Origin of the sequence: Robinsoniella sp. KNHs210, assembly GCF_000686105.1 — a bacterium.
Taxonomy (GTDB): Bacteria; Bacillota; Clostridia; order Lachnospirales; family Lachnospiraceae; genus Robinsoniella; species Robinsoniella peoriensis.
On the sequence record NZ_JMLZ01000002.1, the window covers coordinates 5312636 to 5336874 of the forward strand.

Annotated in this window: 18 protein-coding genes; 15 read left to right on the forward strand and 3 right to left on the reverse strand. The window is 42.2% G+C overall.

Annotated features, from left to right (window positions below):
- Positions 1–268 precede the first annotated feature (268 nt).
- The 15 genes from CD03_RS0129640 to CD03_RS0129720 all read left to right on the forward strand — a co-directional run bounded on the left by CD03_RS0129640 (position 269) and on the right by CD03_RS0129720 (position 19736).
- On the forward strand, positions 269–1972 hold the full coding sequence (locus CD03_RS0129640) for an extracellular solute-binding protein (RefSeq protein WP_027296710.1): 1704 nt from the start codon (positions 269–271) through the stop codon (positions 1970–1972).
- Positions 1973–2047: 75 nt separating this feature from the next.
- Positions 2048–2986, forward strand: coding sequence for an ABC transporter permease (locus CD03_RS0129645; protein ID WP_330377445.1), 939 nt, complete (start codon positions 2048–2050; stop codon positions 2984–2986).
- A gap of 12 nt (positions 2987–2998) precedes the next feature.
- Positions 2999–3907 (forward strand): carbohydrate ABC transporter permease, encoded by a 909-nt coding sequence (locus CD03_RS0129650; protein WP_027296712.1) that lies wholly within the window; start codon positions 2999–3001, stop codon positions 3905–3907.
- A 24-nt stretch (positions 3908–3931) separates the two neighbouring features.
- Positions 3932–6580 (forward strand): transglutaminase-like domain-containing protein, encoded by a 2649-nt coding sequence (locus CD03_RS0129655; protein ID WP_044289758.1) that lies wholly within the window; start codon positions 3932–3934, stop codon positions 6578–6580.
- A gap of 31 nt (positions 6581–6611) precedes the next feature.
- Complete coding sequence (locus CD03_RS0129660) at positions 6612–7937, forward strand: alpha-L-fucosidase (protein ID WP_197041707.1); 1326 nt, start codon at positions 6612–6614, stop codon at positions 7935–7937.
- Between the two features lie 108 nt (positions 7938–8045).
- Positions 8046–9467 (forward strand): leucyl aminopeptidase family protein, encoded by a 1422-nt coding sequence (locus CD03_RS0129665; protein WP_052378046.1) that lies wholly within the window; start codon positions 8046–8048, stop codon positions 9465–9467.
- Positions 9468–9747: 280 nt separating this feature from the next.
- Positions 9748–13734 (forward strand): InlB B-repeat-containing protein, encoded by a 3987-nt coding sequence (locus CD03_RS0129675; RefSeq protein ID WP_027296716.1) that lies wholly within the window; start codon positions 9748–9750, stop codon positions 13732–13734.
- Between the two features lie 18 nt (positions 13735–13752).
- Positions 13753–14427, forward strand: a complete 675-nt coding sequence (locus CD03_RS0129680; protein WP_027296717.1) for a hypothetical protein — start codon at positions 13753–13755, stop codon at positions 14425–14427.
- A 147-nt stretch (positions 14428–14574) separates the two neighbouring features.
- The gene (locus CD03_RS0129685) at positions 14575–14829 is read left to right on the forward strand and encodes a hypothetical protein (RefSeq protein ID WP_027296718.1); all 255 of its coding nucleotides are present in this window, start codon (positions 14575–14577) and stop codon (positions 14827–14829) included.
- Positions 14801–15355: a hypothetical protein gene (locus CD03_RS0129690; RefSeq protein ID WP_027296719.1), complete on the forward strand. Its 555-nt coding sequence runs from the start codon at positions 14801–14803 to the stop codon at positions 15353–15355. Before CD03_RS0129685 ends, CD03_RS0129690 begins: the two co-directional genes overlap by 29 nt.
- 30 nt (positions 15356–15385) lie before the next feature.
- Entirely contained in the window at positions 15386–15955 is a 570-nt protein-coding gene (locus tag CD03_RS0129695; protein ID WP_027296720.1) for a hypothetical protein, read from the forward strand.
- Positions 15956–16155: 200 nt separating this feature from the next.
- Entirely contained in the window at positions 16156–16452 is a 297-nt protein-coding gene (locus CD03_RS0129700; protein WP_027296721.1) for a hypothetical protein, read from the forward strand.
- Positions 16453–16815: 363 nt separating this feature from the next.
- Positions 16816–17097, forward strand: coding sequence for a hypothetical protein (locus CD03_RS0129705; RefSeq protein WP_027296722.1), 282 nt, complete (start codon positions 16816–16818; stop codon positions 17095–17097).
- Positions 17098–17898: 801 nt separating this feature from the next.
- A complete protein-coding gene (locus CD03_RS0129715) occupies positions 17899–18567 on the forward strand; it encodes a response regulator transcription factor (protein ID WP_027296723.1) in 669 nt (222 codons plus the stop codon).
- Positions 18564–19736 carry a sensor histidine kinase gene (locus tag CD03_RS0129720; RefSeq protein WP_027296724.1) on the forward strand — a complete coding sequence of 391 codons (1173 nt, stop codon included), beginning with the start codon at positions 18564–18566 and terminating at the stop codon, positions 19734–19736. The genes CD03_RS0129715 and CD03_RS0129720 overlap by 4 nt, the downstream gene beginning before the upstream one ends.
- A 45-nt stretch (positions 19737–19781) precedes the next feature.
- Here CD03_RS0129720 and CD03_RS0129725 read toward each other — a convergent pair whose 3' ends face one another.
- The 3 genes from CD03_RS0129725 to CD03_RS39090 all read right to left on the reverse strand — a co-directional run bounded on the left by CD03_RS0129725 (position 19782) and on the right by CD03_RS39090 (position 24116).
- A complete protein-coding gene (locus CD03_RS0129725) occupies positions 19782–22460 on the reverse strand; it encodes an ABC transporter permease (RefSeq protein WP_027296725.1) in 2679 nt (892 codons plus the stop codon).
- On the reverse strand, positions 22460–23140 hold the full coding sequence (locus CD03_RS0129730) for an ABC transporter ATP-binding protein (protein ID WP_027296726.1): 681 nt from the start codon (positions 23138–23140) through the stop codon (positions 22460–22462). Before CD03_RS0129730 ends, CD03_RS0129725 begins: the two co-directional genes overlap by 1 nt.
- 853 nt (positions 23141–23993) lie before the next feature.
- Positions 23994–24116, reverse strand: a complete 123-nt coding sequence (locus tag CD03_RS39090; RefSeq protein ID WP_255348122.1) for a hypothetical protein — start codon at positions 24114–24116, stop codon at positions 23994–23996.
- Positions 24117–24239 lie beyond the last annotated feature (123 nt).

Sequence of the window (24239 nt, forward strand, 5' to 3'; positions counted from 1 at the left end):
AGATTTGTACGTTGCTATTGCGGTGATAAAAATGTATAAAAAAGAGTGTAAAAACCTAGTGCGTACTGTGAAAAAACACAATGAAAAGTACGGAGTAGACCTGGTAACCGAAAAATTACTTTGTCTATAAAGTACAGATTGAATTGTGAAAAATCTTTTCAAAAGTATAATTGCACATTGGGCTTGCTTAAAATCATTTCAAATTTTTATGTTTGTAGTTTTAAGCCTGCTTTGGGACAACAAGAAAAAAGAAAAGGAGGAAGAATCTATGAGAAAAAGATTCGTAAAGATCACTGCACTTTTATTGTCTCTTACGATGGCAGTCAGTCTGTCAGCATGTGGAGGAAGTACCGATACGGTAGATGGCAAAGACGCAAAGACAGAGTCAAACGCAGCATCTGATGAAAGTAATTTAAATGAGGTGGGAACTTATCCGATCGTAAAAGAACCCATTGAAATGTCAGTTTTTACTATGACAATGCCAAATGTTGAGGATTTGGCGACAAATGATTTTACAAAGTATATGGAAGAGAAGACGGGAATTAAGCTGACGTTCCAGACTGGTACCAGGGATGACTGGAGAGATAAGCTGAATATGGCACTGCAGTCAGGTGACTATCCGGATGTTATTCTGGGTGTAGACCCTAATTTAGCAAAATATGGGGTAAAAGAGGGCGTTATTATTCAATTGGATGATTTGATTGAGAAGAATATGCCGAATTATATGAAAATGATGAGCCAGTATATGGATCTTACCCGCCAGACGGATGGGCATATTTATTCCATAGCGGAAATTAATGATTGTTACCATTGTATGTATGGAAGAAAAATGTGGGTAAATAAGAAATACCTGGATGCGATGGGTGTTGAGATTCCTACAACAACAGAAGAATTCATGGAAGTATGTAAGAAATTCAAAGAGTACAAGCCGGATGGTATTGCAATTGCCGGGGCAAATGCAAAAAATGGCTGGTATGCAAACTTTGAAGAATGGATGATGGGATCATTCATTTTAGACCCGGGAAAACAACAGGCCGTACGGGATAAGACTGCAGTAACGCCAGAAGGAAAAGTAGTCTGCGTTGCTACAGACGATAAGTACAAAGAAGGCCTTAAATATATGAGCGAGCTTTACAAACAGGGTTATATCTATGACGGAGATTTTACCCAGACACAGGAACAGGTTAGAACCCTGATGAACCAGGAAGACGAACCGGTATTATTTGTACCAGCAGGTACCCTTTCCGATGTTATTGACCCAGCGGAAAATAATGAATTTTACCGGGACTATGTTGCGATGTCTCCAGTGAAGGGACCGGACGGAACACAGATTACTCCATTTTTCAAATATTCAGGAGTAGATGAATTTGGGTTATGTATTACGGACAAATGTAAAGATCCGGCAGCAGCACTTCGCTGGGTGGATACTTTCTTTACGGAAACAGGGGACTTAAGTTCACAGTACGGCGCAGAGGAAGGCAAGGACTGGGTACTGAATCCGGAAGGAGAAGTGGGCTTAAACGGAAAACCTGCTTTATATAAAGTAATCAATGCATATTCTCCGGATACTCAGAATCATGACTGGCAGGATATCGGAATCCGTGTGGCACCGGCTGATTATCGTCTGGGACAGGCTGTAGATCCCAATGTTGATATCGGATCGGCAGAGGGATTAGAAAAAATGCTCTATGAAGCAAGCAAGAACCTTCAGGAACCATATGCGCAAAAAGAAGGGGAACTGGATATTATGCCGCAGCTGAAGCTGACGGATCAGGAGGCAACCGATATTCAGACTGTAGGCGTCGAAGTAGAAAAATATATCGCAGAGAACCAGGTAGCATTTATCACAGGACAAAAGGATCTGGATAAAGACTGGGAGTCCTTTAAACAGGGGCTGGATAATGCCGGACTGCAGACCTTATTAAGTGTTTACCAGACTGCATATGAAAGACAGATGGGTAAAGACAAGTAAGAACAGAAATGGAAGAGGCCGTTGCATAAGACAGGTTATGGTGACGGCCTCTTTTTGGAAGAAGGAGGGATTTGCTTGAAAGCGATAACAAAAACAGCAAAGGTCCGTGTGGATAAAAAAAATAAAATAAAGTCTTCTAATTGGCAGTTCTGGCTGATTATTGCAATACCTGCAATTTATGCATTTGTTTTTGCATATATTCCTATGGGCGGGATACTGATGGCATTTAAGGACTACAGTATCCGAAAAGGGATTTTTGGCAGTGACTGGGTGGGGCTTAAATATTTTCAGCAGTTTCTGATGTCACCTTCCAGCTCAAAGGTTATTATTAATACCCTTGTGCTGGGCGTTTATACATTATTGATTAATTTCCCCCTGCCGATTATACTGGCAATCGGGTTAAATGAAATGCGGAGTGTGCGTTATAAAAAGACAATACAAATGGTTACTTATGCACCATATTTTATTTCTACCGTAGTGATGGTAGGAATGATGATGCAGATGATGGATCTTCGAACGGGAGTAATCAATATTCTGCTTGGTAAAATTGGGATTGATCCCATTAATTTCTTTGGGGATGTGAAGCTGTTCCGTGGACTGTATGTGTGGAGCGGGTTATGGCAGACAGCGGGTTATTCTGCAATTATTTACATCGCGGCTCTGGCAGGTGTAAGCCCTGAATTAAAGGAAGCGGCAAGGATGGATGGTGCGTCCAGGCTGCAGAGAATCTGGCATGTGGATCTTCCGGCAATCCTGCCCACGATTATCACAATGCTGATCTTCAACTGTGGAAGTGTCATGAATATCGGGTTTGACAAAGTATTTTTAATGCAGAATTCTCTAAACAGCGGGGTGTCTGAGGTTATCTCCACCTTCGTATACAAGGTCGGTATTGTGAACTCCGACTTTGGTTTCTCGACGGCGGCAGGCCTGTTCCAGTCCATTGTCAGCTTTGTTCTGCTGGTGATTGTAAATAAGGTCTGTAAAAAAGTTACCGAGACAAGTCTGTGGTAAGGAGGAGAAGACATGAATAAGAAAGAATGGTCAAGGTTTGTAAACTCCTCATTGGGAGATAAAATATTTATTATAATGGTATATGTGGTATTGACGGCTGTATTTTTGATCGTTGTACTGCCGCTGGTCTATATTGTAAGCGCATCTTTTTCCGATCCCCAGGCAGTTGTCAGTGGAAAAGTATTTCTGTTTCCCGTAAATCCTACCCTGCGGGGCTATGCGGCTGTATTTAAAAACACGAAGATTATGAATGGATTTTTTAATTCCATTTTATATACGGCGGTAGGTGTTGTGGTGAATCTTGTAATGACAATGCTCTGTGCGTATCCGCTGTCCAGAAGAGAATTTGCGGCAAGAAATAAACTGGCAATGCTGTTTGTATTTACCATGTATTTCAGCGGCGGACTGGTACCAACTTATATGGTAGTTCAGAAACTGGGCTTAATTGACAGCAGGCTTGCAATGATTATTCCTAGTGCAATGTCTACATACAATATGATCATCTGCCGTACGTATATGGTAAATTCTATCCCGGATGAAATGTATGAAGCGGCAAGTATTGACGGGTGTACACCATTTAAATACCTTCTGAGAATTGTAACTCCGCTCTGTAAACCGATTCTGGCTGTATTGACCCTGTACTATGGTGTCGCCAAATGGAACTCCTATTTTGATGCGATGCTTTATTTAAAGGATCAGAAGCTTCAGCCACTTACCATCATAATGAGGGAAATACTGATACAGAATCAGATTGACTATACTATGATCAGTGATGTATCGTCCGTGGCGGCACAAAGGGGATTGACAGACCTGCTTAAATATTCCACAATAGTGGTAGCTTCACTTCCAGTACTTTTGATCTATCCATTTGTGCAGAAGCATTTTGTAAAAGGTGTTATGATCGGAGCCGTGAAGGGCTGATGCCTGTTTGAAAATTCATTCCCGATGGGATGCTTTGGAAAGGAACGATATAAAATGTTTTCAGAAGAATACGAACATAAGATCACAGAGGCTTACAAGAAAAAACTCTCCCTGTTGGGAGAAAAAAGAGAAGAAATTGAAAAGAAGGCTGCCGTATATCCGGGCAGCCTAGGGTTTGCGCTGAAATATCTCTATGCCATAATGCCTCTGAGTGATGCGGCAAATTATGATTTTGAGATATTTTTAGATTATGCCGAAAATGGAATAGCACTGTGGGAAAAGGAGCCTTACTGCAGGAATATGCCTGGGGAAATTTTCTTGAACTATGTACTCTATCACCGGATCAGTAGTGAAGAGATTGTACCCTGCAGAAAATTTTTCCGGGAGGCGGCAAAGGACTGCGTTACCGGAGAAGACAGGATAGCAGATGTGATCCGCTTAAATTACTGGTGTGCCAAAGAAGCGGCTTATCAGACCACGGATGACCGGACGGCACCGCCCCTAACCGTTTACCGCAGCGGGGCCGGAAGATGCGGGGAAGAATCGGTATTTGCAGTTTCGGTATTCCGAAGTCTGGGGATTCCTGCCAGACAGGTATTTGTGCCAAGATGGTCCCACTGCGATGATAATCATGCCTGGGTGGAGGTATGGTGTGACGGAAAGTGGTATTTCCTGGGGGCCTGTGAACCGGAAGAGATCTTGAATAAGGGCTGGTTCACCGGTGCTTCCTCCAGGGCAATGCTGGTAGAAGCAAGATGGTTTGATGTGGAGACACCACAGCATGGAGAAGTCCTTCAAAATGGCAGCGCAGTATCGGTAAATCTGACCCGTCAGTATGCAAGAACCCGGAAAATCAAAGTGAGGGTGCTGGATCAGAATAACCTGCCCTGTGAAGGAGCAAAAGTAGATTTCCAAATATTAAATTATGCCCAGCTGGATACGGCGGCATCTGTACGGACGAACCAGAACGGGGAAGCAGAGCTTTTGACCGGGCTGGGAAGCCTGTATTTGTTTGCAGCAAAAGACGGCAGCTTCGCAGAAAGATGTATCGATACACGGGAAGAGAATGAAACGGTTCTGCAGCTGTCCGGTGAAGCCTGGCAGCCAGATGTCTGGGAGGATCTGGAATTCTATCCTCCGGCAGCAGCTCCGGTAAATCCGGTAACGTTAACCGAAGAACAGAAAGAGCTGGGACGAAAGAAAAGTAAAGCTGCGGCAAAGGCACTGCGCAGAAAGATCGAAGGGTTTGATCAGGAAGTTGTTTTCGCAGGGATTGCAGGGAGTGCTCCGCAAGGGAAAGCAGATGATGCAGGATATGCACTTCCAATACAGCAATCCGTAGATGATGACAGACTTCAGCCGATTTTAAAAGCAGCCAGGGGAAACCGCGATGAGGTGATCCGATTCCTGAAATGGAATTTATGGAAGCAGGAGAGCGGGCAGATGGAAAACCAGTGGGAGGATAAACTTTTATTGCTGGAAAGCCTGAGGGAGAAGGATTATCAGGATCTGAAAGCAGATATCCTGGCAGAGCATTGCAGGGAAGCGAAACCCTATGCAGATAGGTTTCCAAAGGAAATATATGTGCCGTACCTGCTTTGTCCCAGAATATCCAGAGAGCCGCTGAGCTGCTGGCGTACCTGGCTATGCGCATATTTCAGTCCGGAGCAAAAGAAGGATTTTATTAATAATCCGCTTCTGCTATGGAACTTTATTGCAGATCATGTAAAGGAAAATCCGGAGGCTGAGCAGGAGAACCTGATCACCTTTCCCTGTGCCTGCTTAAAAGTAAAATCCGGTAGTTTTCTATCCAAAAAGATTCTGTTTGTGGCAGTCTGCCGGTCAATAGGGATACCGGCAAGGCTTACGGAAGCAGAAGGGGCAATGGAATATTATGACGGGGAGCATTTTGCTGCTGTTTTGGAAAAAACGAAACCCGATGCCGCCGTTACGGTTATGGGGGACGGGTCGGAAACGGAATGGATTTATTCCGGAAACTGGAGTCTGGGCAAACTGGAAAAAGAAGGCTGGAATTCCCTTGTTCTGGAGGGGCAGCGCTGTGGTAAACAGGGTCTTAGGCTGCCAGCAGCAGCAGGAGAATACCGTTTGATTACCGTCAACCGTCTGCCAAATGGTACGCAATTTGCCAGAAAATATTATTTCTCTTTGGCAAAGGGACAGGAGAAGCATATTACCCTATCCCAAAAAGAAGCAAAAATTTCTGACATGTTAGAAGAAATAACGGTTGATAATTTTAAGCTTTTGGATGAAAATAAGAAGGAGATCATGGCATCTTCTCTGGATGCATCCCACATGCTTTTCCTTTTTTGGCTGGAAGAAAATAAAGAGCCTTCCGACCACATTTTAAATGAATTGTATGACAACAGGGAAGCATTTTTGAAATCCGGGGCAAAGATGTGCTTTATCTTCCGGCAAAAACCGGACAGATCGGATGAGGCGCTTCATAAAGTGCTGGATGCGTTCCCGGATATACAGATATTGTATGATGATTTCGGGGAAAATGTACAGACTCTTGCCAGGAGCGTGTATGTCGATCCTGATCAGCTGCCCCTGGTGGTGGCGTTAAAAGAAGATCTCTGTGCGGTATACGCAGTCAGCGGATATAACGTTGGAACCGGTCAGATGCTGCTAAGGATTCTTGAGAATGTGTAAGTAATTTAGAAAATGAACAGGAGGATATGCAATGAGTGAAAAAATGGGAAACCAGGTAGTAGAAGCGAGAACTGAGAGAACGAAATGGTATTGTGACGCAAGATTTGGAATGTTTATTCATTGGGGACTCTATTCAATTCCTGCAAGGGGAGAATGGGTGCGCAGTACCGAACGGATGCCAAAGGAAGAATATGATCAGTTTTTTGATGAATTTACCACAGAAAATTATGACCCGAAAGAATGGGCGAGACTGGCGAAAAAAGCAGGCATGAAATATGCGGTATTAACGGCAAAGCATCATGACGGATTTTGCCTTTATGACACGGCACTGACAGATTTTAAGTCCACCAATGCTCCTTGCAAAAGAGACCTTGTACGGGAATTTCTGGATGCATTCCGTGCCGAGGGAATTCGTGTGGGACTGTATTTTTCTATTATTGACTGGCGCCATCCCGATTTCCCGCATTATGGGGACAAGTTTCATCCAATGAGAGATAATGAAGACTTTAAAGGGAAAGAACATGACTTTGACCGGTATCTCACTTATATGCACGGACAGGTAAAAGAGCTGCTGACAAATTACGGGCATTTAGACCTGATGTGGTTTGATTTTTCTTATGGTCCGATGAATTGTGAAAAGTGGAAAGCATCGGAACTGATTGAAATGGTAAGAAGCATCCAGCCTCATATCGTAATTGATAACCGCCTGGAAGGAAGTGCGGAAAATGCCGGGTCTATCCGTACCCTAAATCCTACCGCATATTCCGGGGATTTTGCGTCACCGGAACAGATGGTTCCGCCGGAAGGAATCCGTGATGAAGCCGGAAACCCTATACCGTGGGAGGCATGCATTACCCTGAATAATAACTGGGGGTATGCGGCTCATGATTACCATTATAAATCAGCTAAAATGGTAATTCATATGCTGGTAGAATGTGTCAGCAAAAACGGCAACCTGATCTTAAATGTAGGTCCCAATGCAAAGGGAGAGATCCCGGTAGAGTCGGTAGAAATTCTGGAAGAAGTGGGAACGTGGATGAAGCAGAACGGCAGAAGTATCTACGGCTGCGGACTGTCAGAATTTCCAAAGCCTGAGTGGGGAAGATTTACCCAGAACGGTAAAAAGCTGTACGCCCATGTTATGGAAGAACAGGCGGGAGCAATCTGTCTGGAAAAGATGGCGGGAATGGTTGACCATATGCGTTTATTAAAGGATGGGTCGGAAGTGAAGGAAACGTTTTTCTGGAACTTAAAGGAATATGCGGAAAATGCATTTTTCTTCTTTGATACCCATAGCAGTGACTGCTATCCGCTGCCGGATGAACACGATACGGTGGTAGAGATAACGTTAAAATAGAAAAGTGGGATGGCTGCAGTATCCATCCCACAAACTGGTACATACAGCTGTCAGAAAGCAATTTCAAACACTGTAACTAATAATGGGAGGATCTGAAAGGAGTGTATTATGATATTAATTGGAAATAACAGCTTTGCAAATTGTATCGTGCGTTTTTATGGGGAAGGGTCTTCTGCAATCGAAAAAGATTTCAAAAAGGCTTCTGCCGTTTTTCAGGGGAAATATCTGCAGAGCCGGGTTTTAACAGATGTGGAAGGCAGAGTATGTATTTTAACTGGGATGGGAAATCCGGAAGAGATTACCATTCTGAAATTGAAAGAACTGCTGGCAAAAGCAGCAAAAGAAGTGAAGAACTGTGAAATGAAAGAAGCGGTAATCGATATTTCTGAGCTTCTGAAAATCTTTGGTATCCAATGTGTTGAGAAATGTGTGGAGAGCATTCGGCTTGGGCTGGCTGAAGGACTGACTTATAAAAAAGATGCAAAGACAGAAGAATATAATATTTTCCTGTCCGGAATCCCGGAGGATCAGCTGGCATTGGCACAGGAACTCCACCTGGAAGGGGAAGTTCTGGGTGATGCAGTGATCTTTACAAGAAAGCTGGTGAATATGCCGGGAAATAAACTGCGGCCCATGGATCTGGCAAAAGAAATTGAAGAGCATGTGAAGGACTGCGGTATAGAATACGTATTGTATGATTACGATAAACTTCAGGAAATGGGTATGGGTGCATTAAATGCGGTAGGTGGCAGCAGTGAATTCCCGCCCTGCATGTGCGTACTGCGTTATAATGGAGATCCGGACAGTAAAGAGATCACCGGACTGGTTGGAAAAGGCGTAACGTCGGATACCGGCGGCTATTGTCTGAAATCCCGTGATTCCCTGATTGGCATGCACGGTGATATGGCAGGCGGTGCAGTGACGGCCTCAGTGATAAAGGCATTGGCGAAAAGCAAAGCAAGAGTCAATGTGACTTGTGTAATACCCATCTGTGAAAACCGCCTGACAGCCGGAAGCCTTCTCCCAGGGGATGTCATTACTTCCTATTCGGGACAGACCATTGAAATATTAAATACCGATGCGGAAGGCCGCCTGATACTTGCTGACGGAGTGAGCTATGCCGTAATGGAGGAAAGGGTTACCAGGGTGCTGGATATTGCTACGCTCACAGGTGCTATGGCAAATGCACTGGGGAACCATGTCACAGGTGTAATCGCCGATTCCGACCAGATATGGAATGAGCTGGAAGAAGCGTCCGCGGGCACTGGGGAATATTTCTGCCGTCTGCCATTTTACCGGGAGAATGAAAAAATGCTGGAAAGTGAAATTGCGGATATTAAGAATATGGGTGAAAGTTTCTGCGGTGCAATTACGGCAGGACTTTTCATCCGGCATTTTGCTAACCAGGTGCCATGGATTCATCTGGATATTGCCGGAACGGCACATGTTGGAAAGCCGCTGTATGAATTCCAGGCGAAGGGCGCTACGGGGGCGACGATTGATACGATTTATCGTTGGCTGAAGGGCTGAGGTGTCTGGTTTGATTAATTAAATTATGTTGGTGTAAACTTCTTCGCAGCTTGCTGCGGGGAAGTTTTTTTCGTTATGGATTTTTAATGAAGCAGATATAAAAAAATGGATACTTTTATGCATGATCGTGCTCTTCCAGGAACTGGCAGTGGGAAAAGATTTTTTGTTATATCCAGCCCCTCTTTTTATGACGTAAAAGGAGCTATTCATTACATTATGACAATATATGTGATGGATATATGATAACATTGTAAAAATATGTCGAAAAGGAGAGGGAGTTATGGATATGAAAAATAAGTTATTATGTAGAAAGTGGAAAAGATGGACGGCGCTGGTCATGGTAGTTGTAATGATACTATTGCAGCCGTGTACGGTTCTGGCTGATGCCGGGATACGCAGGACAGAGACAGGAGCAGAAAAAGCTGATGTGACTGAGTCAGCAGAGGATATAGAGAAGAGCTCACTAGAAACAGAATCTGAGCAGAAAGAGGAAGCAATATTAAATGGGGATTCAGAAGAAACATCGGAGGAAGAACTACTATCAGAGATGGAAACGGAGGTGTTTACAGAAGCGTTTACCGAAATAGAGACGGAAGTATCTTATGATATAGAAACGGAGGACTCTACTGAGGAAAATTTACTGGATATAGAAACAGAGGAGAAAGTTACGGAGGATATGGAAACAGAAGAACCCGGGGAAACAGGTTCAGACATCCTTTTGGAAACGGAATCGGAAACAGTAGTTTTCGAGGGTAATTTTTCACAGAAGAAGATATCAGAAAAAATGTATACGGTAACATTTTATGCAGATAATGTAATCGTAGATAAGCAGACAGTAACGGAAGGGGAAGCAGCAGAAGAACCGGGAGCTCCGGAAAAACCAGGGTATACCTTTCTGGGATGGAGCGGAGATTATACCAGGGTGACAAACAGCCGGAATGTATATGCACAATATGCTTTCGGGGAATTTGCAACCCATATTGTTACCTTCATGGATTATGATGGAAGACTTGCGGGAAACCGGCAGTATGTACAGGACGGCGGCAGTGCCGGAAGTCCTGTGATGCCGGAAAGGCCGGGTTACACCTTCTTAGGCTGGGATGAAAGCCGGTTCTATATCAAGGGGGATAAAACGCTAAATGCCCAATATCGAGAGGGCGTATATAGGACCTATACGCTGAATTATTATGGTTACCGTGATAACAAGGCCACCCAGCAAATCTTAAAAGAGGAAATCGTAGTGGAGGGAGAGGACGGAATACCACCGGAGCCAGAAGAGATAGAGGGATATACTTTTGCGGGCTGGGACAGGGATCGTCTGTACACAAATGTGTACAGGAGTCAGAACATATATGCGTCCTATTATAGCGGGAAATACCGAACGCATAGGGTGGAGTTTGTGGATTACAATGGGAGAGCGCTGCTGAACCCGCAGTATATCGCAGACGGAGGGAGTGCGGTCAGCCCGTTAAAACCAGTACGGGAAGGTTATACCTTTATAGGCTGGGATAAGAGCCGTTTCTGGATACATAAAGATACGAAGCTGACCGCCCGGTACCGTGAAGGTGAGCATAAGACCTATACGCTTAATTATTACGGTTACCGTGAAAACAAGGCCACCCAGCAAATTCTAAAAGAGGAAATCGTAGTGGAGGGAGAGGACGGAATACCACCGGAGCCAGAAGAGATAGAGGGATATACTTTTGCGGGCTGGGACAGGGACCGTCTGTACACAAATGTGTACAGGAGCCAGAACATATATGCGTCCTATTATAGCGGGAAATACCGAACGCATAAGGTGGAGTTTGTGGATTACAATGGGAGAGCGCTGCTGAACCCGCAGTATATCGCAGACGGAGGGAGTGCGGTCAGCCCGTTAAAACCAGTACGGGAAGGTTATACCTTTATAGGCTGGGACAAGAGCCGTTTCTGGATACATAAAGATACGAAGCTGACCGCCCGGTACCGTGAAGGTGAGCATAAAACCTATACGCTGAATTATTACGGTTACCGTGAAAACAAGGCCACACAGCAAATCCTAAAAGAGGAAATCGTAGTGGAGGGAGAGGACGGAATACCACCGGAGCCAGAAGAGATAGAGGGATATACTTTTGCGGGCTGGGACAGGGACCGTCTGTACACAAATGTGTACAGGAGCCAGAACATATATGCGTCCTATTATAGCGGGAAATACCGAACGCATAAGGTGGAGTTTGTGGATTACAATGGGAGAGCGCTGCTGAACCCGCAGTATATCGCAGACGGAGGGAGTGCGGTCAGCCCGTTAAAACCAGTACGGGAAGGTTATACCTTTATAGGCTGGGACAAGAGCCGTTTCTGGATACATAAAGATACGAAGCTGACCGCCCGGTACCGTGAAGGTGAGCACAAAACCTATACGCTGAATTATTACGGTTACCGTGAAAACAAGGCCACACAGCAAATCCTAAAAGAGGAAATCGTAGTGGAGGGAGAGGACGGTGTACCACCAGAGCTGGAAGAGATAGAGGGATATACTTTTGCGGGCTGGGACAGGGACCGTCTGTACACAAATGTGTACAGGAGCCAGAACATATATGCGTCCTATTATAGCGGGAAATACCGAACGCATAGGGTGGAGTTTGTGGATTACAATGGGAGAGCGCTGCTGAACCCGCAGTATATCGCAGACGGAGGGAGTGCGGTCAGCCCGTTAAATCCAGTACGGGAAGGTTATACCTTTATAGGCTGGGACAAGAGCCGTTTCTGGATACATAAAGATACGAAGCTGACCGCCCGGTACCGTGAAGGTGAGCATAAAACCTATACGCTGAATTATTACGGTTACCGTGAAAACAAGGCCACACAGCAAATCCTAAAAGAGGAAATCGTAGTGGAGGGAGAGGACGGTGTACCACCAGAGCTGGAAGAGATAGAGGGATATACTTTTGCGGGCTGGGACAGGGACCGTCTGTACACAAATGTGTACAGGAGCCAGAACATATATGCGTCCTATTATAGCGGGAAATACCGAACGCATAAGGTGGAGTTTGTGGATTACAACGGGAAAGCGCTACTGAACCCACAGTATGTCGTAGATGGAGGTAGTGCAGTAAGTCCGTTAAAACCTGTACGGGAAGGATATACCTTTAAAGGCTGGGACAAAGAAAATTACCGTATTTCATCCCCGTTAAAAATACAGGCATTATATAAAGAAGGAATTTATTTAACCTGTCCAGTATCATTTTATGTTAAAATAACAGGGAATCCATCTTGGCAGTTGTTAAAAACGGAGTATGTACCTGTAGGGGACGATGCGCATCCGCCAAAGCTGCCGGTCAATGCCGGATATACTTTCCGGGAATGGTCCGGACAGATAACGGGAATCCAGACAGCTCAGAATGTATATGCCCATTATAATAAAAATACGGAAACAGAGACAACATACACAGTCCGCTTCTGGTGTAGAGGGGAAGTTATAAAGACAGAGGAGGTAGCTATTGGGGGGAATGCAACTCCGCCATCTGTACCGGGATTAAAAGGATACAGCTTTGCAGGCTGGGATAAAAGTTATGTGAATATAAATCCGGGCACGCGCTCTATGGCAGTAGACATCACTGCACAGTACCAGCTTACCAGCGGGATGCAAAATGCAGGGAGTGTGTCAGATCTTGTAAATGCATTAATGGCACTTGGAGTGCCGGTTGCAGTGAAAAATGGGTTTTCTGCATTAGGGGCGGCAATTATAAATCCATTTGATGGAATCATTTTAGATGTCTTGGCAGCAACTGCATTGGTTGGAACCATTATTTACTATTGGGATGATATAAAAGATTTATGGTCAGATATTAAGGTCATCTTCAGGAACTTTGCTGGAATGGACGCTGCGGGCGAAATATTAGATAATATTGAGGCTGGGGTGGATGAAGCCGGGGGTTCTGAGACTGTTATAATTCCAGAAACTCTTCCTGCTGATTATGTAGTGGCAACTACTGCGATACCTACATTAGAATATGGGAAATATTATCCTGCATTTTTAGATATTGCAACAAATAACGTGTATATTGGTTCTGAGATAAGTGAAGAATATGCAATTGGAATTGTTACTGCGAATACTAAGCATTTTGGTGTTTTTACCTGGTCACGTAATAATGCTTCTTTACTTGTCAGTAAATTAGGAACTCCTATCTCGGATTCTGCACATGGAGACAGTGGTTATTATAAGCATTATCATGTAATGTGGCCTAACAATAAACGTGGGATAGCACATGTGTGGTATTATGTTTAAATTGAAAGTGAGGTCAAAATGAAATATTATACCAACCAATTTTTACAATCAGCATCATTTTACGATATATTTTATCTTCCAGCCATTAGCTTAGAAGAATATATAGTAAGAGAAAACTTCAATAGAAAGATAGGAACCCATGAAGAAGCAATAGAAATTGTTAATAATGATTATATAACACATTGCAAGTACTTTTTTAAAAAAAATATTGTTTTTTATGATGTTTTATCGAAATATATTCTGAATATAAATGGTGAATTTAAAAGATTAGATGAATATAACTTTTTTAAATTACGGTACTATGGAACAAAGTTCTTAGGTGTTTTAAATGAATATAGGAACTTTTTTGAAGAAGAGCGGAAAAAGTTTAAAGAAAATGGCTATCCTGCTGCGATAATTACATTGTCTCGCTTTAAATTTCATGATGCCAATGCTATATTTGAATATACAGACCATATACTTCAAGTAACATACAATCCAGGATGTTTTGAGGAAATATTTCGATTTTATGGTGTAAAAAGTTGGAAGAAATATGAGTTTATGATGAAAGCACCGATTCTTATTGCCGAGGAACTATTTGAGGAAAAGAGGGGAACCTTTGTGTATAATACATTATGGTATCATGAAGATATTAATGGAAAGAATCATTCGGAATTGTCAATAAAATTCACTAATTTGGTACAAGTAAAATAGCAAAAATAATTTTTATACAGCTAGTTTGTCCGATTAGCATATCAATCATCTCAAAATGCATATGCTCAGTATGATAAAAATAAGGAAACAGAGACAACATACACAGTCCGCTTCTGGTGTAGAGGGGAAGTTATAAAGACAGAGGAAGTGGCTATTGGGAGGAATGCAACTCCGCCATCTGTACCGGGATTAAAAGGATACAGCTTTGCAGGCTGGGATAAAAGTTATGTGAATATAAATCCGGGGACGCGTTCCATGGCAGTAGACATCACTGCACAGTACCAGCTTACCAGCGGGATGCAAAATGCAGGAAGCCTGACGGATCTTGTAAATGCCTTAATGGCACTGGGGGTGCAGGCTGCAGTTTTCTGCATTGGGAGTAGCAATTATAAATCCATTTGATGGAATTATTTTAGATGTGTTGGCAGCAGCGGCATTGGTTGGAACCATCATTTACTATTGGGATGATATAAAAGAGATATGGGGAGATATCAAGACAGTTTTCAGGAACTTTGCTGGAATGGACGCTGCGGGCGAAATATTAGATAATATTGAGGCTGGGGTGGATGAAGCCGGGAAAGGGGATGCTGTATATGCTCAAGCGGCAATAAATGCCAGAGATGCTGAAGTGGCTCGTATATGTGAATTAAGCAACAACCAAAAAAGAAAGTATGTGGCTGTTGCGGCTGGATATAATAAAATAACGGGAGAAGTAGCTGTTGCAGCTAAATTAGAGGAAAGTGGAATGAGAACTTATTGCGTTGAGGATATGATAGTAGAACAGCTAATTATACGAGGGGCAACTCTAAAAGATATTGTGATGACACCAGCAATTAGGCCTAGAACTATGGAGATAATACCAGTATGTAAATTTTGTCAGATGAAATATTCGAGAGATAACTTTATCCCAGGTACCCCATTTCAGTAAGTAACAATAATATAATTAGGAGGAATTTAAATGAATAAAGACAAGTATTGCATGATGTTTACAAATGAAGAGATAATTGAATATTTAATTAAACCATTAAAAAAATATTCAAATATGAGGATTAGAATGTCATCTGCGGATGATGTAGAAGTTTTGGAAAACACAATAGAAAAAATATGTTTTGTTAGCTTTGACGGAGAAAGAGAAAATTTTAGTATTAGTTTTTATGGTCATCAAACATCGATATTTATTAGTGATCAAGACTTAACACCTCAACGTAATTACACATTTAACGAAGAGTTTATGTTTATAGATGATAATAACAAACAGCATTATACTTCGAGTGATACATATAAAAATATTGTATATGAAGGAAAACTAAAAGATAAGGAGCATAAAGAAATACTTACGATGTTTTGTGAGTTTATAGTTATGCTAAATGGTGCAAAAAGCATTTCAGTTCAAGAAGAAGTTGTATCTGAAAAAGGCTTTGAGTATCCAAAATGCAACTATATAGTTAAGATTTATAATGAGTCAGGTATTGAAGAAAGCAAAAGTTATGAGAATATTTTATTTTTGATTAATGAGACAGTATTATAAAGACAACTAACTATTCGGAATAGATCATTCACCTGCCTTTGGCTCCTTAACCCACATACTTTAATTGGGACTTGATTTAAATGATAATCATAATACAGTTTCATATTGAACTGCTTAGTTATACTAAAAGAGGAAAACGTAGTGGTCGCTCGAAGTACCATTCTAATTAAAGTAAAGGAGTGATAATTATAAAACAAGATTTGATATTAAATAAAATATATGAAATTGGTTTGAAACCAGAGATGTATCTGGGGAAAAAAAGTATAAGTCGTTTGCATATGTATATAGCCGGCTATCTTCATCGTCGATATGAAATTGATTGTACATTCAGAACAAAATTTGAAGCTTTTAGTGATTATGTAAACGATTATTATAAAACTAAATCAAACGCAGCAGGTTGGGAGCATGTGATAAAATTGCGCGAAAACGATGAAGAGGAGGCGTTTAAGAAATTCTATGAATTGTTTTATATATTTATTAATAGTTTAAACACTTAATATTTATAATTCGCTCGGCTTTAGGGAGATATCTCCAGATGTTATGCCGCTTCATGGCATAACATCTTTAACCTTTACAAATTTCGACTCTGATTATTTTTAGCATTTCCAAGAAAAATGCATTTTTTCATATTGCCCCAACTAGCCAATATATGTCTCACTTGGTATTTTCTTTAAGCCTGGACATTTAATCGGCACATGGGCGGACACGGTGTTTTACAGAGGCAAGAGATAGGCACACGCCCTTATTTCATACATATGTAAGCCGGAAGCGTCAGTAACAGAACGGAGATTAAAATGAATAATTTATATAATAAAGATACTTATTGCATGAATTTCACTACTGAATAAATAGAAAAATATTTGCTTCAGCCTATTAGAGAGAAGACTGAAGTAGTAATAAAACTTTCAACAGGTGATAAAAAAAGCTTTTATTCAGGAAATGATAAAATAAAATGTATTTTTTTTGATGGTAATTCAGAAAACTTTAATATTAGTTTTTATGGACATCAAACATCAATTTTTATTTCTGATGAGACACCCATGCCAAATCGTAAATATACATTTAATGAAGAATTTATGTTTATTGATGATTATGCAAAAGAAAACATCGTTTCAAGTGTTACTTATGGCAAAGTTATTTAAGGGTGTAGCAGAATCCTGCAAAACATGGAAAGCAGGGAGGAATACCTAAAGGAGCCAAGCCACAAATGGAATAAATGTATATGAGATACATTAGTTCATGTTTAGCGAAATGAAAGGAATGCGAGTTAATATGTTAGATTATACATGTGCCATACCAGAACTCTTATTTAAAAAGTATAATGTTAAACAAATAAGGTGGGAAATGTATGACAAAAAAAATATTTATAGTAATGTAGCTAATGTGACATTTTATAATAGAAGAAAGTAGTTCAAGTGATGAATCTTATATAGAGATTTCGAATGTTTTAGAGTCTTATAAAGGAAAATTAAAGTGGATATTAAAAAAAAGTATTGGTTCTAGGTACAATTATTCTATTAAACCAGAAATTATATATAAAGTAGAAAAAGATAATTTCGATGAATTAAACAAAAAATTTGTCAGAGCAAAAGATTTATTGGATGAAAAAACATATAAAAAAATATGTGATGTGGCAATTCAAGATATCCCAGATTTATATAAATATATGTTAATGCACCTATAACGTGTCTGAAAATCATTATTACAAACAATCAGCATGCTCAACTTAGCAGTTTATTTCAGCAGATATTTCGTTTTGATGTTTACAATATCCCAACATGCCAGAAAATACAGTTAAAAACAGGCTTAGAAACTTTGCAGATTGGAAAATGCGTCAAACTATAGTATACTTGTAGAAAAGAATTATTGTCATAAACAAACTTAGAAAACTTAATTAAACATCAAAAATAAGATAAAGATCCAGAAAGCCGCAGGTAAATAAAATGACAAATATATTACTACTAGAAGATGATGAAACAATCGCATTCGGAATCAAAGCAGCCCTTTCCCGAAAGGGCTATGCGGTTACGCATTGTGAGACTTTGGAAAAAGCGAAAAAGGAGTTTCACCAGGGATTTCAACTGGTGTTACTGGATCTCAATCTTCCGGATGGTAATGGGTACGGGTTCTGCAAATGGGTAAGGGAACAGGGGAATACCAGCATTATCTTTTTAACTGTCCGTGACGAGGTGGCAGATATCACAAAAGGACTGGATATGGGGGCAGATGATTATATTACGAAGCCTTTCCATATTGCTGTGCTGGAATCGCGGATTGCAGCGGTTTTAAGGAGAGTGCCGGAAGACGGCAAAGAATGGATTGCCTGCGGAGATATCCGAATCGATAAGGAAAAGATGCAGGCAGTGCTGAAAGGAGAAAACATCGCTCTTTCAGCACTGGAATACCGTTTGCTTCTGGTTCTCATGGAGAACAAAGGCAGAACACTTCCGCGGAATCTTATCCTTGAGAAGTTGTGGGATTCGGAAGGAAACTTTGTCAATGACAATACTTTGACGGTTACCATGAAACGTCTGCGTGAAAAATTAAGAAACACCAGTCATATTTTAACAATACGTGGAATAGGATACCGAATGGAGGAAATTATACCATGAGTCCAGGGTGCAGAGCATTATTAAGAACATGTTTGCTTTGGCTGATTCCTGGCATTCTGACAGGCTTGCTGATGGCTGCATATTTGACAGTACATGAATATCATATGACGGCAGACCTGGTGGGCTCTGTGCTGCAAAACGATTCCCTGCAGGCAGGACTTAAACGGGCTTCAAAGGAACAAAGAAGCGCGGGCAGAGCATATTTGGGGAAATACGGTTACCGCCCTCTGGGTAAAATAGGTGATCATATGTTATTAACCTCATTAATAGGTATCGGACTTTTTGAAGGTATCGGTGGGATTCTGTTAATGAAAAAGAGAAGAAAAGAAATTAAGCTGGAGATCAGAATACAGGAGTTAACAGAATATCTGAAAGCCATAAATTATGGAGAGGCAAAGACACTCCCACGGATAGAAGACTGCTTTTCCCAGCTGGAGGATGAGATTTATAAAACGGTATTGGAATTAAGGTGTACGAAGGAAACGGCGGTACAGGACCATCAGGTACTGTCAGAGCGAATTGCAGATATCGCCCATCAGTTAAAAACACCTTTGACCTCCATGTCTTTGATGACTGAACTTTTGGAAGACTATCAGACGGAGGAAACGAAAGAATATCTGGTACATTTGAAAAATCAGGCGAAACGGCTTCAAAAACTGGTATCCGGGCTTTTAATTCTGGCAAAGCTGGACTCCCATGTCATTGCCTTTGAACCAAGTCAGGTGGAGGTCTCTGATTTAATCAATGCAGCATCAGAACCTCTTCTGGAAATGATGAATCGTAAAAAAATTTCACTGGAAGTAAAATGCGGAAAACCAGGGGAGCCGCCATCCTGGATTTTGACAGACATGCAGTGGACCAGTGAAGCACTTCTGAACGTATTAAAAAATTGTGTGGAACATACACCGGAAAAAGGAGCCATACAGGTATCTTATGAGAAGAACCCGCTTTATGCAGAACTAAAGATTGTTGACAGCGGCTCCGGGTTTTCCAAGAAAGATCTTCCCCATTTGTTTGAGCGGTTTTACCGGGGTGAAGATGCATCAAAGGACAGTGCAGGAATCGGGCTTGCACTTGCCAGACTGATTATTGAAAGGCAAAACGGACATATCTACGCAGAAAATACTTCTGATGGACATGCCCGTTTCCGGCTTCGGTTTTATGTGTGAAAACGAACTGCTGTTAAACGCTGATAGATGATCGGCAGATATCACTTATATCGTGTCATCTTTTACAGCAGTGATAATATTATCTTTTTGTATTCTCTGCCCTCCTATAAAGTAGGCGCTTATAATTGCCAGTAAGATTAAGACCGTGTAGCCAAGAATGGCTGCAAACGGTGCATAAGGCAGATATTCCGGCAAAGTAACCTCATTGATATAAAGAAATAAGGTCAATATGATTACCTGGAAAGGTAAGCTTAAGAGCAGAGGCTTGAGTCCAAGGGTGATTCCTTCGAGAAATAACATTTTCCAAAACTGCCGGGGTGAAAGGCCCGCGGATTTTAACATACCGAATTCTTTTCTTCGCTGTCGAAGATTTCCCGAGATGCTTGCCCATACATTTGACAATCCGATCACAGCTAAAAGACCTGTGAGAAAGGCAACGATCAGATTCATTACTTTTATTTCAGATTCATCCATTTCCTGCATCATGGCAAGGTCAGTGATCAGGTAGTCTCCGGTTCCATAATAGCGGGTAAGAAGGTTTTCCACCTCTGCGGATACTTTCTGAATTAAGGGGTAAGAGATGCCGCCATTATTGTCTGTCAGGAGCAGAGTGTTGACACTGTTCGCTGTTGACTGTCGTTTGCTGCTGCAGGAGGCACCGATTTCTAAAACATGATCCATAGGCATGATTGCTGCCAGTGTGAATCTGGAAAGTCTGAGATCGATATTCGGCAGCTTCTCTGCCAATAGACCGGCAGTAAGGTTGAAGGTAAAGTCACCGGTATCCTCATCGTATGCCTTTTCCGTAAAAGTAAGCTCCTGGCCCAAACGCAGATTTAAGAGTTCCCTCAGGACACTTTTTTTTCTGGTACTTACATCCGGGTCTTCCGTATAATTATAGAAGATAGCCTTGGAAGAGTCTTCCAGATAAGGTTTTGGGTCAATACCCAGTTCATTGCAATAGTCTATAAAGCTGTCTTCTTCCAACCCAATTACTGTGGTGGAAATTCTAAATTTGCCGTCTCTTTCAATGGGAGAATATTTTTTTCTGGCAACAATTTCATCATAACCACCAAAATAAGTTTCTATATCATCAGATGCGTCCTGTTCGGTTATCCAGGTGGCGCAGGGAAGTTTATCAAAAATGACGGTTTTGGTGATCCCCGGAATTTGTTTTATTTTTTCCAGAACCTCCATATCCGGAGTACGGCCGTCACTAATGTTGAACTGTATGTGGCGAATCTTATCGAGTCCGGATTGATAGATGTTCTGTGCTGCTTTCTGAGTTGAAATAATATATAAAAATCCAGTTAACAGCAGGAAAGAAAGACACAGGGAGATCGTTGCCGTCCGATAGGAGTTCTTCCTTGCAGACACTGCATTGGCAGCCAGTTCACCGGTGATTCCGAGGCGGCTGGTAATGCGGCTTTTCCGTAATCTTTTCTTTTTTATTCTGCCGTCCTGTTTCAAGGCTTCCACCGGAAGCAGTTTCGCAATTTTGCGTGCAGGTATGAGCGCAGAAAGCCATACGGTCAGCAGGGACAGGAGAATAGCGGGAAGGATTGCCGGTAGTCCAAAAGTCAGAACAATATCCGGGGCGGTTCTGCCAATATCGTTATTTGTATTGATGAGCTGGAATAATTTCATATCCAATATCCAACCGGAGATAACCCCAAGTGGCAGCGGGAAGATGGTCAGAATCAGCGCTTCTGAAATTACGGCGGACTTAATCTGCCGTGGAGAAGCCCCGATTCCGGCCAGTGTTCCAAGCTGGGAAAGCTTTTCGTTTGCAGAAAGTGCAAAAGCATTGTGGATAACTAATACAAACAGGCCCACTAGCATTATGGCTACTATCAGAATCATCAGCGGAAATGCCAATGCGCTAAGCTGATTCATAGAGCTTAATTGTTCGTTGGAGAAAATGGCGTACTTGGATAACAGATCCCCATTAAATTTGAGATTATATTTTCCATATTCATCCGGTTCATATCCGATGGATGCGGCAAGTGCCGGAAGCTCTTCGTAAGTTTTTCTCATTGGATCAAAGCGAAGATATACGGTAATCTCATCATCAGGCTGTATGGAATTTTCATCCAGATATCCAAGGCCGGTATATGCAGGAACGGAAGAGGAGGTGGTCATATCCATTTTTCCGACAATTTTATAAGTTTTTGTACCGGTCTGCCGGAAGGTTTCATCCTCATCAAAGCCTTCTGTTTCCACGCGGATTTTTCCGTCCAGGATACGTTTGCCGACGGGCAGCGTAAGGGTATCGCCGATATTTATTTCAGGGTGGTTGTCAAAATATTGTTTTGATAAGGCGATTTCATTTTCACCCTTGGGACGTTGACCTTCGATGATAATATTTTTTTCGGACATAGATTCCCAATATTCATTGTTGGCACCCCGGGTAATAAGATAGCTGCGCTTGCCGGTTTCATTCAGTCTGGCAACTTCCCAGTTTCCCTTTATCATGACAGCGGAAACGGAAGCATAGTTTTCAATATGTTCTAAATCTTTTCCATAAGTAATATCAAAAAGTTCCCCATGCCAGTCTCCGTTCGCCCATTTGCTAAGCGTGATAGCATCTGTCCACATGGTATAAAAGAAACCACAGACGCAGGACATAAGTGTGGTCATTAAGAACAGGGCGATTATGATTGCCAGGCTGGTCCGTTTGTTCTTACGGACCGTATCCCAGACATACTCACGTAATATTTTCATCAGGACACCACCTCATCATGTAAGATTTTACCGTCCTCCAGTGTGATGATCCGGTCTGCCTGCAGGGCAGTTTTTTCATCATGGGTTATGAGAAGTATCGTCTGGTCATAACGCCGGTTGGATAGCTTGAGCAATTCGATGGTTTCTTCAGAAGTTTTTCGGTCCAGGTTACCCGTGGGTTCATCAGCAAGAAGGATCGCCGGCTGGTAGATCAGGCTTCTAGCAATTGCCACACGCTGCTGCTGTCCACCCGATAATTCCTGTGGCAGATGGGTGAGACGGTCAGTTAGCCCTAAGGATGAGACAATCTGTTCAAATCTGTTTTTATCTGGTTTTTTTCCATCCAGCAGTATTGGCAGCAAAATATTTTTCTGCACATTCAGAGTGGGAATCAGGTTATAAAACTGATAGACTAGACCCACCTTGCGTCTTCGAAAGACCGCCAGCTGCTCCATGCTGAGCGTTGAGATATCCGTGTCTTCAATGTAGATATTACCGCTGGTAGGGCGGTCTACACCTCCCAGCATGTGTAAAAGTGTGGATTTTCCAGAACCTGACGCCCCGATAATCGCCGTGAAGCTTCCTTTTTCCAAAGCCAGGCTGACGTGGTCCAGAGCAGTAATCCTATTGGATTCATTTCCATAAGTTTTCGTAAGTTTGTTACATCGCAGTATTTCCATTTATAATACTCCCTTCCGTATTGATGATATCATATTAACTGTGTTAAGTGACAAAAAAGTGACAATTAGTGTAATTGTTTCCTTTTCTGCCTAGTAGGTTTTAGAGGGGTTACTATTACGTATAAATTTGGGTTTTGCTGAGTAATGACGCTTTGTAGATGTAGGTAGTGTACGGAAAGAGAAGGGGACGGACCAGGACATTGGTTTGGAAGGCTTACCGCAGAACTGGCATTTTCTAACCTTCCCGGAGCACTTTTTGGCGGCACGCGGGCATTCGCTCCGAAATCCTGATGCATTTCGCAGCTCACTGCCCGCTTAGTATCCGATGGGAGCCAGTCGAATACTATCCGCCAAAAAGCACTTCGGGAAGGTAAGTAAATGCTCAGCTCTGCTATACGCCTTCCAAACCAATGTCCTGGTCCGCCCCCTTCTCTTTCCGAGATAGCATTCGTTGACACAAAGCTGCTTTTCTCAGCATGATGTGGCCCTGGGGTTGTGGCATGCCGGACGGGATTGGCGTAAAGCAACTGATCTTGAAAACAGAATTTGTTTTCCATTCTGTAACCAGAAAAAGGAGCAAACTTCCATCTTCTTTTACGCAAACAGCCGAAACATACTGCGCAGCATCCAATAAAGAACAGTCTGCCACAGCCCCGGGGTCTCCACCAGGCTGAGAAAACCAGCTTTGTGGCGGCAACCTGGATCTCGGAAAGATGGGTGTGGGAAACTGGCATGGGCGGAGGAAGCGTAGAGCAGAGCTGAGTATTTACTTACCTTTCCGGAGTGTTTTTTGGCGGATAGTATTCGACTGGCTCCCATCGGATACTAAGCGGGCAGTGAGCTGCGAAATGCATCAGGATTTCGGAGCGAATGCCCGCGTGCCGCCAAAAAGCTCTTCGGAAAGGTTAGAAAATACCAGTTCTGCGGCCAGCTGACGGAGCCCATGCCAGTTTCCCACACCCATCTTTCCGTACACTACCTATCATTTACAAAGCGTCCCCTTCTCAGCTAAACCCCAATTTAAACCTTGAATTATCCAAAGTAGTGTTAGCACCCATTTTAAAATTCCCATAGTATTAGAAAAAAGGTTGCCAAATAC